The sequence below is a fragment of the Streptomyces sp. NPDC008125 genome (assembly GCF_042957125.1).
Classification (GTDB): domain Bacteria; phylum Actinomycetota; class Actinomycetes; order Streptomycetales; family Streptomycetaceae; genus Streptomyces.
In genome coordinates this window covers 257473-270149 of record NZ_JBIBHR010000010.1, presented here as the reverse complement: position 1 = coordinate 270149, position 12677 = coordinate 257473, and the positions used below count along the sequence as shown (strand labels likewise).

Here is a 12677-nt window from a genome sequence, read left to right as displayed (position 1 = left end):
TGGTCGGAAGGCTGGTCAGGAGACCGGCCAGAGGCTGCAGGAAGCATTGCGCGGGCGGGTCGCGGTCCATCGGACGCGGTCCGCCCGTCGTCATGACCGGCGCAGTTCCTGGTGGCGGGAGCCTCACTCCGAGCGTGCCGCATTCGGGAGAGGCAGACGTGAGATTCTCCGCTCATCTGGGGGGGCACCCTTGTCCCGTCATCTGCCGAGGAGGCGGATGCGGTGATGGAGCGCATCTTTAGCCATCTCCAGGCGGAGGTCTATTCGTTCGCACCGTGCCCGGCGGGCCACCCGGTGACGTCCTCCGCTCGAACATTGCGCAGTGACGCTCCCTCGAACCGGGCACCGACGACGTTCGTCAGCCCGTGCGGGGGCGCGCCCGTGTTCACGCTGCCGAAGGTGGCGTCGGTCAGATCGGTGTCGCGCAGGTCGGCACCCCGCAAGTCGCATCCGGCCAGTCTGACCTCGCGCAGGGAAGCCCCGCGCAGGTCCGCGCCGGTGAAGTCGCAGAACGTGAACGAACATCCGTCCAGGTCGGCGTGGCGCAGATCAGCACCTCTGAACGAGCAGCCGCTGAAGCGCAGTTGTGACGTGCGGGCCGAAGCAAGGTTCTGGAGGGCGAAGTCCTCGCGGTGCACGGCCGCATAGCGGTGGAGTGCGGCAAGTCGTTGTCTCGCGGTCGGTGCCGTGGTCATGTGCGCCAGAGTGCCAGCCGGGGCGGTGGCCGTCGCCCGGATTTCCCACAGTTCGAGCCCGTCGGCCGCCTGTCTCCCCGGTCCCTGCACTCGATCCGGTCGCCGGTGCGCTCGCGTGTACGCGTCCACGAAACCTCGTTTCACAAGATCCTCATATAATCCTCTGGATCTCCTCTATCCTGTCCTCCGCAGTGGCGCGCGCATCGTCTTCCGGTGCGCAACCCAGGTCGGCATGCGCCGACGCGTGGTTCGCGCCAGTGCTGAGAACGAGAACCCAGGGGGGTGGCATGTCTCTTCGGTATGCGCCGGGATCGTCAGGATCGAACGGTGCCCAGGGCATGGGGAACAACATGAGGAAGGGCCGCCGGGCCTACGGGGGCCTGGTGGTCGGGCTGGTGGCCCTCGCCGTGAGTCTCGCGGGGTGCTCGGACGGGGATCAGGACACCGGTTCGGCTTCGGTGAGCACGCGGCCCACGGCTTCTGCCACGGCGTCCCCGAGCGCGTCCGTGTCCGCGTCGGCTTCGGCTTCGCCGACCGTCACGGCTTCGCCGTCGCCGTCCGCGACTCCTGCGAAGAAGCCGGCCGTCCAGGCGACGGTGGGCAGCTACGGCGGATGGAACCTCGCGAAGGCCGTGGCGGACGCGCGCTCCCACCACGTCGCGTCGGTGACGTACTCCGACGCGAGCGAACTGCGCCGTTCCGTGGTGCACACCTCCAACTGGAAGGTGTGCTCGCAGAGTCCGTCCGCGGGAACGTACAGCACGTCCACGAAGGTCGCCTTCAAGATCGTGGGCGTGGGCGAGTCCTGCGCGAACCCGCCGAGCGCCTCGTCGGCCGACAGCTCGTCCGGCGGTACGTCCACGAGCGGCGGGTCGTCGTCCTCCGGGGGCAGCAGCTCGGGCGGGGGTACGTCGAAGAGCAGCGGCAGTAGCAGTGGTTCGGGTGGGAGCACGGCCACGGGTGGCGGCTCGGCCGAGACGGCGACCTGCAGCATTCGCTCCAACGCGGGCAACTGCTACCGCGCCGGGCAGTTCTGCCGGAACACCGATGTGGGTGCGACCACCACGGACGAGGCCGGGCGGGCGATCACCTGCGGCTTCTCGTCCGGCAGGAATCGTTGGCACTACTGAGACGCCCGTAGTTCGCAGGGCGGTGTCGTCGAGGCCGGTGTGTCTCCGCTCGATCCGGAACGGCCGGGGAGAGCGGGGGCCGCCCTCCGCGCATGTCGGGCGGGCACGGGGTTGCCCCTGCAGGGCGAAGGCGAGGAGCGGTTACGGGGTATCCGGCCCCCGCCGGGGCAACCCCGTACGCGCCCGAGGAGTCTTGGTCCCGACACCCGCCCCTCCCTGCCGGAAGGCCCCTGATGAGACTCCCCGCCCCTGTGCGCGCGGTCAACGAGTTGCTGGCGTTCTTCGTCGAGGTGGTGGCGATCGCCGAGTTCGCGCGGTGGGGGTGGAACGCCTCGGAGAACACCGTGCTGCGGGTCGCCTTCGCCGTGGGGCTTCCCGTGGTGGCGGCGGTCGTCTGGGGGATGTTCGCCTCGCCCAAGGCGCGGTTCACGCTGCCGGCCGCGGGGGTGGCGGGGGTCAAGGTGCTGGTCTTCGCGTGCGCCGTGGCCGCGCTGTCCGACCTCGGCGGCGCCTGGCCGGCCCTGTCGTACGCCGCCGTGGTGGTGGTCAACACCGCGCTGCTGGCCATGGACCGGCGGGCCCGCGCCCGTGCCCCACGGGCGGGCTGAGCCCGGGCGCCACCTACTCGAAGCTGCGCCCCATCTCCTCCAGGGCCTCCGCGATCAGCTCGGACGGTTCGCGGTCCGGGGCCTCCTCGATCCAGGTGCGCATCGCGATCCGCAGGGACGAGAGGAAGCCCGCCGCCAGGATCAGGGGGCGTACCGGCCGGGCGGTGGGGCCGGGGCGGTCGGCCACGGCTTCGGCCAGGTCGCGTTCGAGTGCCGCGTGGTTGGCCAACTGGCGTGCCAGCAGCGAGGGGTGGCGCAGGGCGAGACGGGTGTGGACGGCCCATTCGCGGTTCCAGGGCGGGGCTTGGGTCGCGAACTGGAGCATCGCGCCGCGCAGGGCGGTCCAGGCGGGTTCTTCGGCCGGGCGGTCGCGCACCAGGCGGACCAGCGCCCTTGTCCGCCGTTCCTCCCCGTGGAGGAGGGCGTCCTCCTTGTTGGTGAAGTAGTTGGAGAAGGTCCTGCGCGAGATGCCGGCCGCGTCCGCGACCGCTTCCACCGTGACGTGGTCGAAGCCGTGCTCGACGGTCAGCCGCAGTGTGGCCTCGTGCACCGCTTGGCGGGTGGCTTCCTTCTTGCGCTCCCGCAGCCCCACAGAGTTCTCCATCGGGCCATTGTCGCTTGGCCGTTGATTATTGCGCACACGGCAAGATTGCCCATGGTGCATGTATGGTGAAGTGTTCCTGTCATCTCGTTCCTGTCGTTCAGCGCGCGCGACCGGGGTGTGGGGTGCGTCGCTCCGCCGTGCGGAGCGGCGTCCTCCGGTGTGGGCCGTGAACACCACTGAGGGGAACCGGAGTTCACGGGGGCGTGCACCCGTCCGCCTGCCGCCGGGGCGTGCGGCCGTCGATGTTCGTTCATCTCCCCACGAGAATCCGGAGGTTGCGCGTGAGCGAAGAAACGGCCACACCGGCCGAAGCCGTGCCGATGACGCACCGCGAGGTGCTACGGGCGCTGAGCGGTCTGCTTCTCGTGCTCTTCGTCGCCCTGACCAGCAGTACCGTCGTCTCGGTGGCGCTCCCGCAGATCATCGGAGCGCTCAATGGCACGCAGTCCCAGTACACCTGGGTGGTCACCGCCACCCTGCTGGCGTCCACCGCCTCCACGCCGGTCTGGGGCAAGCTCGCCGACCTCTTCAGCAAGAAGCTGCTGCTGCAGACCGCCATCTGCCTCTTCGTGATCTCCTCCGTCGCCTGCGGGTTCGCCCAGTCCACCGGTCAGTTGATCGCCTTCCGGGTCATCCAGGGCCTGGGCATGGGTGCGGTGCAGGTGCTCGTCCAGGTGATCATCGGGGCGATGATCAGCCCCAAGGAGCGCGGTCGGTACAACGGTTACCTCGGCGGCGTCATGGCAGTCGCCACCGTCGGCGGCCCGCTGCTCGGCGGATTCATCACCGACACCTCGTGGCTCGGCTGGCGTTGGTGCTTCTTCACCACCGTGCCGTTCACCCTGGTCGCCTTCGTGATGCTGGCCCGCACCCTGCACCTGGTGGAGAAGCGCCGCCCCGACGCCAAGGTCGACTACCTCGGCGCCTCCCTGATAGCCGCCGGCGTCAGCCTGCTGCTGCTCTGGGTCACCTTCGTCGGCGACGACTTCGACTGGATCTCCTGGCAGTCCGCCGCGATGGTCGCCGGCAGCCTGGTGATCCTCGGCGCGGCCGTGTTCGTGGAGGCGCGGGTCAAGGAGCCCGTCGTACCCCTCCACGTCGTCCGCCGCCGGGACCCCGCGCTCGCCATCGTCGCGAGCCTCTCCGTCGGCATGGCCATGTTCGGCGGCGCCGTCTTCCTCGGCCAGTACTTCCAGACCGGCCGCGGCTACTCGCCGATCCAGTCCGGACTGCTCACCGTCCCGCTGATGTTCGGCGTGCTGCTCTCCTCCACGATCGCGGGCCGGCTCGTCTCCCGTACCGGCAAGGTCAAACCGTTCATCCTCACCGGTGTCATCGTCCTCACCCTCGGCTTCCTCGCGCTGTCGACCATCGACCACACGACGAACCTGGTCTTCGTGGGGGCGGGCATGTTCGCGGTCGGCGCCGGGGTCGGCATGTCGATGCAGAACCTCGTGCTGGTCCTCCAGAACACCGTCCCGCTCAGGGAACTCGGCGCGGCCAGCGGTGCGATCACCTTCTTCCGGTCGCTCGGCGGCACCATGGGCGTCTCCGTGCTCGGCGCGGTACTCGCCGCCCAGGTCACCACGGAGATCACGGACGGGCTGAAGAAGCTCGGCATCGATCCGGCCGCCTCCTCCTCCGGCGGCTCCACGCTCAACCTGAAGGCGATGCCGCCGCAGATCCAGGAGGTGGTCCGCGCGGCCTACGGAGACGCGACCGGCCACATCTTCCTCATCGCCGCGTGCATCGCGGTCGTCGGTGTGCCGGCGGCATGCTTCCTGACCCCGACGAAGCTCCGCGACAGCGTGGACCTCTGACGGGCAGCCGGGGCTCTTCGCGTCCCGTGCCCGCACCCCGATCCGGTGCGGGCACGGGGCGCGTCCGCACCCGGGAGACTGCGGTAATGTGACCGGCACCCCCGCACAGGGGAACCGTCCCCACACGGGGGACCGTCCCCGCACGGGGACCGGACCGAGGAGGTGAGCCCCCATCAACGCTGCGTCAGGCTGGGTGCTCACCCCGTACGGTCGCGACGTCCACCGGACGTGAGCGAACGCGGAGCGCCCATCGGCTCCCGAAAGGCTCCGCCATGTCGGTACTTCCCCCTCCGCTCTCCCGTTCCACGATCGTCACCGCGCTCCGCTCCGCCGGCTGTGTCTTCGCCGAGGACGAAGCGGAACTGATCCTCTCCACCGCCGCTTCCCCGGCCGAGGCCGCCGCCATGGTCCGGCGCCGCGCCGAGGGGCTGCCCCTCGAACACGTCCTCGGCTGGGCCGGGTTCCACGGTCTGCGGGTCGCCGTCGACCCCGGCGTCTTCGTACCCCGCCGCCGCAGCGAGTTCCTCGTCGACCAGGCCGCCGCCACCCTCGGGGACACCTGGCACGGCGCGGCGAACCACACCGCGCGGGTCCCCCTCGTCGTCGACCTCTGCTGCGGCTCCGGTGCCCTCGGCGCCGCCCTCGCCCAGGTCCTCGGGCGGGTGGAACTGCACGCCTGCGACGTCGAACCGGCGGCGGTACGGTGCGCCCGGCGCAACCTCGACGGCGTCGGCCAGGTCCACGAGGGCGACCTCTTCGCCGCGCTGCCCGCCGGGCTGCGCGGCCGGGTCGACGTACTCCTCGCCAACGTCCCGTACGTGCCCACCGGCGACGTGGCGTTGCTGCCGTCCGAGGCCCGCGACCACGAACCGCTCGTCGCCCTCGACGGGGGCGACGACGGCCTGGACGTGATGCGCCGCGTGGTCGCCGCCGCCCCCGAGTGGCTCGCGCCGGGCGGCAGCCTTCTCATGGAGACCAGCGAACGCCAGGCGGACACCGCGCTCGCCACCGTCCGCGGCGGCGGTCTCGCCGCACGGATCGCGACCTCCGACGAGCTCTGGGCCACCGTCCTCATCGGCACCCGGCCGCGCTGAAGGGCCCGGATCCGCTGAAGGGCCCGGATCCGCTCAAGGGCCCGGATCCGCTGAAGGGCCCGGGCTCGCAGGCGCTGGTCCTCAGGCGGACGTCCGTGTCGGATTCTCGCCAGCAGGGGGGCGGCGAGCGGTGTTTGACTGCGTGCATGAGCCCCGCACAGCCGAACCACGCCCGCCTCTTCCGCTCCCTGCACACCCCGACTGAACCTCTCGCGCTCGCCAACGCCTGGGACGTCGCGAGCGCCCGCGTCATCGAGGCCGCAGGTGCCTCCGCGATCGCCACGACCAGTGCCGGCGCCGCCTGGTCCCTGGGGTCGCCGGACGGCGACGTCCTCACCCGGGACCGGGCGCTGGAACTGATCGGCCGCATCGTCACCGCCGTCGCGGTCCCGGTCACCGCCGACATCGAGGGCGGATACGGCACGGACGCCGCCGGTGTCGCCGAGACCGTCGCCGGAGTGCTCGCGGCCGGCGCCGTCGGCGTCAACATCGAGGACGGCACCCGACCGCCGGCAGAACTCGCGACACGGCTGGCCGCCGCCCGGCGGACCGCCGACCGGGCCGGCGCGGACCTGTTCCTCAACGCCCGTGTCGATACCTTCCTCCTCGGGATCGGCGACCCGGACACCCGGCTGAAGGAAACCCTGGCCCGGGCGCGGACGTACGTCGACGCGGGCGCGGACGGCATCTTCGTCCCCGGCGTCACCGACACCGCCACCATCGCCGCGCTGGCCCGGGACATCGCCGTACCGCTGAACATCATGGCCGGTCCCGGCGCCCCGACGGTCGCCGAACTCGGCACCCTCGGCGTGGCCCGCGTCAGCCTCGGACCGGGCGTGGCACAGGTCGCCTACGCCGCCGCCCGCCGCACCGCGCAGGAGCTCCTCGGCACCGGCGCCTACCACTCGCTCGCCGGAGGCATGGCCTTCCCGGACCTCGACGCGCTGTTCTCCGCACCCCACTGACCCCGGACGGGCCGGGAGGTGCGGCCCGGCAGCCGTCGGCCCCCACGGTCAGCCCCCAGCTCCACGAGCCCCGGCGCCTCTGGCCACGGGGCGGTGCCCCGGCGCGCACCCCGCCGCCGCAGCGGGATCGCGACCGTCCCCCCGCCCCCGGGACGAACTCCCCGGCACAGGGCTACGCTCGAACCCCCACCACACGCGGGGTACGCGGGGCAGGAGAGCACGGTATGACGACGCCGGTACCGGTTCCGGGGCGCAGGAGCAGCACGTTCAGCAGGCTGTTGCGCCACGGCTTCACGGACCCCTCGGGCGCTGAGCGGCTGCTGCAGCTGCCCGCGCTCACGGCCGTACGGTCCGACCCGGTCCTCGTGGAGGCGCTCGGCGCCTCCGCCGACCCGGACCTGGCGCTGCGGGGCCTCGTACGGATCGTCGAGGCGCAGCCGGAGGACGAGCAGCGGCTGCTGCTCGACACCCTGGTGACCGCGAAGCCGCTCCGGGACCGACTGCTCGGTGTCCTCGGCGCCTCCGAGGCCCTCGGCGACCACCTCGCCCGCCACCCGGACGACTGGAAACAACTGGTCACCTACGAGGCGGCCGACCTGCACCCCGGGGTGCCCGAGTTCGAGCGCTGCCTCGCCGAGGCCACGGACCCCGACTCGCTGCGCGTCGGCTACCGCCGCTGCCTGCTGGCCATAGCGGCCAGGGACGTCTGCGGCACCACCGACCTCGCCCAGACCGCCGCCGAGCTGGCCGACCTCGCGACGGCGACCCTGCGGGCCGCGCTCGCCATCGCCCGTACCGCGAACCCGCAGGACGCGGCGGTCTGCCGCCTCGCCGTCGTCGCGATGGGCAAGTGCGGCGGCCACGAGCTGAACTACGTCTCCGACGTCGACGTCATCTTCGTCGGCGAGCCCGTCGACGCGGGCGCCACCGCGGAGAACGAGACGGCGGCGATGCGGGCGGCCGGCCGGCTCGCCTCCCACATGATGCGGATCTGCTCCGACACCACCGTCGAGGGAACCATCTGGCCCGTCGACGCCAACCTCCGGCCCGAGGGCCGCAACGGCCCCCTGGTGCGCACCCTCTCCTCGCACCTCGCCTACTACCAGCGCTGGGCCAAGACCTGGGAGTTCCAGGCGCTGCTCAAGGCCCGCCCGGTGGCCGGCGACCCCGAGCTCGGGGCCGCGTACGTGGAGGCCGTCGCCCCCCTCGTGTGGCACGCCGCCGACCGGGAGAACTTCGTCCCGGACGTGCAGAAGATGCGCCGCCGCGTCGTCGACAACATCCCGGCCGACCGGGTCGACCGGGAACTGAAGCTCGGCCCCGGCGGACTGCGCGACGTCGAGTTCGCCGTGCAACTGCTCCAGCTGGTGCACGGCCGCAGCGACGCCACCCTGCACAGCGGCACCACCCTGGAGGCGCTGCGGGCGCTCGCCGAGGGCGGTTACGTGGGCCGCGCGGACGCCGCCCAGCTCGACGACGCGTACCGCTTCCTGCGCCTCATGGAGCACCGCATCCAGCTCTACCGGCTGCGCCGCACCCACCTCGTCCCCGAGGCCGAGGCCGACCTGCGGCGCCTCGGCCGCTCGCTGGGACTGCGCACCGACCCGGTGACCGAGCTGAACCGGGCGTGGAAACGGCACGCCTCGGTCGTCCGCAAGCTGCACGAGAAGCTCTTCTACCGGCCACTGCTCGACGCCGTCGCCCAGCTCGCGCCCGGCGAGAGCCGCCTCTCCGCCAAGGCGGCGGGCACCCGCCTCGAAGCCCTCGGGTACGCCGACCCGGCCGCCGCGCTCCGGCACCTGGAGGCCCTGTCGTCCGGGGTCTCCCGCAAGGCGGCGATCCAGCGGACCCTGCTGCCGGTGCTGCTCGGCTGGTTCGCCGACTCCGCCGACCCGGACGCCGGACTCCTCGGCTTCCGCCAGGTCTCCGACGCGCTGGGCCGCACCCCCTGGTACCTGCGGCTGCTCCGCGACGAGGGCGCGGCGGCCGAGAACCTCGCCCGGGTGCTCTCCGCCGGGCGGCTCGCCCCGGACCTGCTGATGCGGGCGCCGGAGGCCGTCGCCATCCTCGGCGACCCCGGGGGCCTCGCCCCACGCAGCCGGGAGAACCTGGACCAGGAGGTGCTGGCCGCCGTCGGCCGGGCGCCCGACGCGGAGTCCGCGGTCGCCGTCGTACGCGGCGTGCGCCGGCGCGAACTCTTCCGTACGACGGCCGCGGACCTCATCGGCAGCTACGGCACCGAGGAGAACCCCGCCGAGCCCGACCACGGCGCCCTCGCCGACCGGATCGGCTCCGCCGTCACCGACCTCAACGCCGCCACCCTGGCCGGCGCCCTGCGCGCCGCCGTCCGCGCGCAGTGGGGCGACACGCTGCCGACCCGCTTCGCCGTCATCGGCATGGGCCGCTTCGGCGGGCACGAGCTCGGTTACGGCTCCGACGCGGACGTGCTCTTCGTGCACGCCCCCCGCGAGGGGGTGAGCGACGAGGAGGCGGCCCGCGCCGCCAACACGGTCATCGCCGAGATGCGCAGGCTCCTCCAGCTGCCCACCGCCGACCCGCCGCTGCTCATCGACGCCGACCTGCGGCCCGAGGGCAAGAGCGGCCCGATGGTCCGCTCCCTCAAGTCGTACGAGGCGTACTACCGCCGCTGGTCGCTCGTCTGGGAGAGCCAGGCCCTGCTCCGCGCCGAACCGGTGGCGGGCGACGAGGACCTCGGACGCGCCTTCATCGAGCTGATCGACCCGTTCCGCTACCCGGCGGAGGGGCTCGGTGACGACGCGGTGCGCGAGATCCGCCGGCTCAAGGCCCGGATGGAGTCCGAACGCCTGCCGCGCGGCGCGGACCCCACCCTCCACACCAAGCTCGGCCGGGGCGGCCTCAGCGACGTGGAGTGGACCGTGCAGCTGATGCAGATGCAGCACGGCCGGGCCGAGCCCGGTCTCCGTACGACCCGGACGCGCGAGGCACTGGCCGCGTGCGGCGCGGCCGGTCTGATCCCGGCCGAGGAAGTGAGCATCCTGGACGAGGCGTGGGTGCTGGCCACCCGGGTCCGCAACGCCGTGATGCTGGTGCGCGGACGCCCGGGGGACACCTTCCCGTCCGCACCCCGCGAGCTCGCCGCGGTAGGCCGCTACCTCGGCTACGAACCGAGTACCGCGGGGACCATGCTCGACGACTACCGGCGCATCACCCGCCGGGCGCGCGCGGTGGTGGACGAGCGGTTCTACGGGGCGTGAGCGCGGGCCTCCGGCGGGCGTCCCGAAGGCGTCCGCGGGCGTTCTGCAGGCGTCCTGAAGGCGTCCCGCGGGCGTTCGAGGAGCACGAGGGCGCGCGGCCCGGGGCAGGGCGCGCGTGACCGGCCCCGCAGGCCCCTCAGCGCGTCCCGGACGCGCCCCGCGCCTCAGCCGCCGGTTCCGTCGCCGCGGAAGCGGCCGGAGGCCCGGGCACGGGCGCCGGGGCGCCGGCCTTCCCCGCCCGGTAGGAGGACCACCGCGCGGCACGGCTCACCGCGCCCGCGCCCCGGGCCGTACCGAGCCCCACGAGCCGGGTCCGCAGGGGCGTCCGGGGCGGCTCCACCCGGCGCGGCAGGCGGTACGGAAGCGTGCCGTAGACGAGGGTCGCGACGGCGAAGCCGAAGCTCAGGCAGACCACGCCACCCACGGCGTCCAGCCAGAAGTGGTTGGCGGTCGCCACGATCACCGTGAGGGTGGCGACCGGGTAGAGCAGCCCCAGCACGCGGACCCACGGCACCGAGGCGAGGGCGAAGATCGTCAGCCCGCACCAGAGCGACCAGCCGATGTGCATCGACGGCATCGCCGCGTACTGGTTCGACATGTTCTTGAGGTTGCCCGAGGCCATCGAGCCCCAGGTGTGGTGCACCAGCACCGTGTCGACGAAGTGGCCGCCGTTCATGAGACGGGGTGGTGCCAGCGGGACCAGGTAATAGCCGAGCAGCGCGACGCCCGTGGTCGCGAAGAGCACCAGTCTGGTCGCGGCGTAACGGCCCGGGTGACGGCGGAACAGCCACACCAGCACGGCGATGGTGACGATGAAGTGCAGTGTCGCGTAGTAGTAGTTCATCGACACGATGAGCCATGTCACCGAGTTCACGGCGTGATTGACGCTGTGTTCGAAGCCGGCGCCGAGCGAGTTCTCGAAGGACCAGACCCGGTCGGCGTTCCGCAGCGCGGCCGACCGCTGTTCCGGGACGGCGTTGCGCACCAGCGAGTAGAGCCAGTAACTGACCCCGATCAGAAGGATTTCGAACCACAGGCGTGGCCGGCGCGGTGACCGCGTCGTGCGCAGTCGCGCCGTCAGGCCTTTCCTGCCGTTTCCGTCCGTGCTGTCCGTCATGTCCTTGGTGGGTGACGGACAGGCCACCGACGGGCCTTCCTGTGTACTCACCTGAGAATCACCCATGGGCACAGAGTCTGCCAGATACGCCCCCCACCGCCCGATCATCCTCCGGTCGGGTTCCGGTCGCACGTCCTGCACCTTGCGGACGAGGGTGCCATCATCGGGAGAGGTGTCAGGAGGGGCCCGGCCCCGCCGCGGTCGAACCGCGGACGACGAGCTCGGGCATGAAGACGAACTCGCTGTGCGGGGCAGGCGTACCGCCGATCTCCTCCAGCAACGTCCGTACGGCGGCCTGGCCCATGGCGGTCACCGGCTGCCGGATGGTGGTCAGCGGCGGATCCGTGAAGGCTATGAGCGGCGAATCGTCGTAACCGACCACCGAGAGGTCGCGCGGCACCTGCCGCGAGAGGCGGCGGGCCGCCCGGATCGCGCCCAGCGCCATCATGTCGCTCGCGCAGACGACCGCGGTGCACCCGCGCTCCATCAGTGCCGTGGCCGCCGCCTGGCCGCCCTCCAGGGTGTACAGGGAGTGCTGCACCAGCTCCTCGACCTGCTCCTCGCTCAGGCCGAGCTGCTCCCGCATCGTCGCGTGGAAGCCCTCGATCTTGCGGAGCACCGGCACGAAGCGCTTGGGGCCGACCGCGAGGCCGATCCGGGTGTGGCCGAGCGACACCAGGTGTGTCACCGCCAGCCGCATCGCCGCCCGGTCGTCCGGCGAGATGAACGGCGCCCGGACCTTCGAGGAGAATCCGTTGACGAGCACGTACGGGACGCCCTGCGCCCGCAACTGCTCGTAACGCCCCATGTCGGCCGAGGTGTCGGCGTGCAGCCCGGAGACGAAGATGATGCCCGAGACGCCCCGGTCGACGAGCATCTCGGTGAGCTCGTCCTCGGTGGAGCCGCCGGGGGTCTGGGTCGCCAGCACCGGGGTGTACCCCTGGCGGGTCAGCGCCTGACCGATCACCTGGGCCAGCGCCGGGAAGATCGGGTTCTCCAGCTCCGGCGTGATCAGGCCGACCAGGCCGGCGCTGCGCCGGCGCAGGCGGACGGGGCGTTCGTACCCGAGGACGTCGAGTGCCGCGAGGACGGATTCGCGGGTGGCCGCCGCTACACCGGGCTTGCCGTTCAGGACCCGGCTGACCGTCGCTTCGCTGACCCCCGCCTGAGTTGCGATATCGGCAAGCCGTGCGGTCATGAAAGGGGACTGTACCGGGCGTCTCCCGGATTGCCCACAGGGCCCGGGTTCAAGCCGCTCGCGGTGCTTCCGGCGCGGATACCGACGTCGCCACGGGGTGGCCCCGGCAATATCTTGCAAGGTCTTGCGGTCACCCCTGCGCCCCTTGCAGTCGGATCGTCACACCAACCCGACCCCGTGTGTGGCCTGCGGCAGCAGGGGTATGCAGTC

The 12677-nt window shown here is 72.2% G+C and carries 10 protein-coding genes; 5 read left to right on the top strand and 5 right to left on the bottom strand.

The window, feature by feature from the left end; all coding sequences use genetic code 11:
* Positions 1 to 260: 260 nt before the first annotated feature.
* Entirely contained in the window at positions 261 to 695 is a 435-nt protein-coding gene (locus ACFZAX_RS19350; RefSeq protein WP_390962909.1) for a pentapeptide repeat-containing protein, read from the bottom strand.
* A 604-nt stretch (positions 696 to 1299) separates the two neighbouring features.
* Positions 1300 to 1689, bottom strand: a complete 390-nt coding sequence (locus ACFZAX_RS19345; RefSeq protein ID WP_390962907.1) for a hypothetical protein — start codon at positions 1687 to 1689, stop codon at positions 1300 to 1302.
* 369 nt (positions 1690 to 2058) lie between these two features.
* On the opposite strand from ACFZAX_RS19345, the gene ACFZAX_RS19340 reads away from it, so the two are divergent.
* Positions 2059 to 2433, top strand: coding sequence for a DUF2568 domain-containing protein (locus tag ACFZAX_RS19340; RefSeq protein WP_390962905.1), 375 nt, complete (start codon positions 2059 to 2061; stop codon positions 2431 to 2433).
* A 13-nt stretch (positions 2434 to 2446) separates the two neighbouring features.
* Here ACFZAX_RS19340 and ACFZAX_RS19335 read toward each other — a convergent pair whose 3' ends face one another.
* Complete coding sequence (locus tag ACFZAX_RS19335; RefSeq protein ID WP_390962903.1) at positions 2447 to 3037, bottom strand: TetR family transcriptional regulator; 591 nt, start codon at positions 3035 to 3037, stop codon at positions 2447 to 2449.
* Between the two features lie 320 nt (positions 3038 to 3357).
* Here ACFZAX_RS19335 and ACFZAX_RS19330 point away from each other — a divergent pair, with 320 nt between their 5' ends.
* The 4 genes from ACFZAX_RS19330 (at position 3358) to ACFZAX_RS19315 (ending at position 10152) form a co-directional block, all read left to right on the top strand.
* Positions 3358 to 4857 (top strand): MFS transporter, encoded by a 1500-nt coding sequence (locus tag ACFZAX_RS19330; RefSeq protein WP_390963036.1) that lies wholly within the window; start codon positions 3358 to 3360, stop codon positions 4855 to 4857.
* A 272-nt stretch (positions 4858 to 5129) separates the two neighbouring features.
* Entirely contained in the window at positions 5130 to 5951 is an 822-nt protein-coding gene (locus tag ACFZAX_RS19325; protein ID WP_390962901.1) for a putative protein N(5)-glutamine methyltransferase, read from the top strand.
* Positions 5952 to 6097: 146 nt separating this feature from the next.
* Positions 6098 to 6916 carry an isocitrate lyase/phosphoenolpyruvate mutase family protein gene (locus ACFZAX_RS19320; protein ID WP_390962899.1) on the top strand — a complete coding sequence of 273 codons (819 nt, stop codon included), beginning with the start codon at positions 6098 to 6100 and terminating at the stop codon, positions 6914 to 6916.
* Positions 6917 to 7140: 224 nt separating this feature from the next.
* Positions 7141 to 10152, top strand: coding sequence for a bifunctional [glutamine synthetase] adenylyltransferase/[glutamine synthetase]-adenylyl-L-tyrosine phosphorylase (locus tag ACFZAX_RS19315; protein WP_390962897.1), 3012 nt, complete (start codon positions 7141 to 7143; stop codon positions 10150 to 10152).
* A gap of 136 nt (positions 10153 to 10288) precedes the next feature.
* On the opposite strand, the gene ACFZAX_RS19310 is transcribed toward ACFZAX_RS19315, so the two are convergent.
* On the bottom strand, positions 10289 to 11335 hold the full coding sequence (locus tag ACFZAX_RS19310) for a phosphatase PAP2 family protein (protein WP_390962895.1): 1047 nt from the start codon (positions 11333 to 11335) through the stop codon (positions 10289 to 10291).
* 109 nt (positions 11336 to 11444) lie between these two features.
* The gene (locus tag ACFZAX_RS19305) at positions 11445 to 12467 is read right to left on the bottom strand and encodes a substrate-binding domain-containing protein (RefSeq protein WP_390962893.1); all 1023 of its coding nucleotides are present in this window, start codon (positions 12465 to 12467) and stop codon (positions 11445 to 11447) included.
* Positions 12468 to 12677 lie beyond the last annotated feature (210 nt).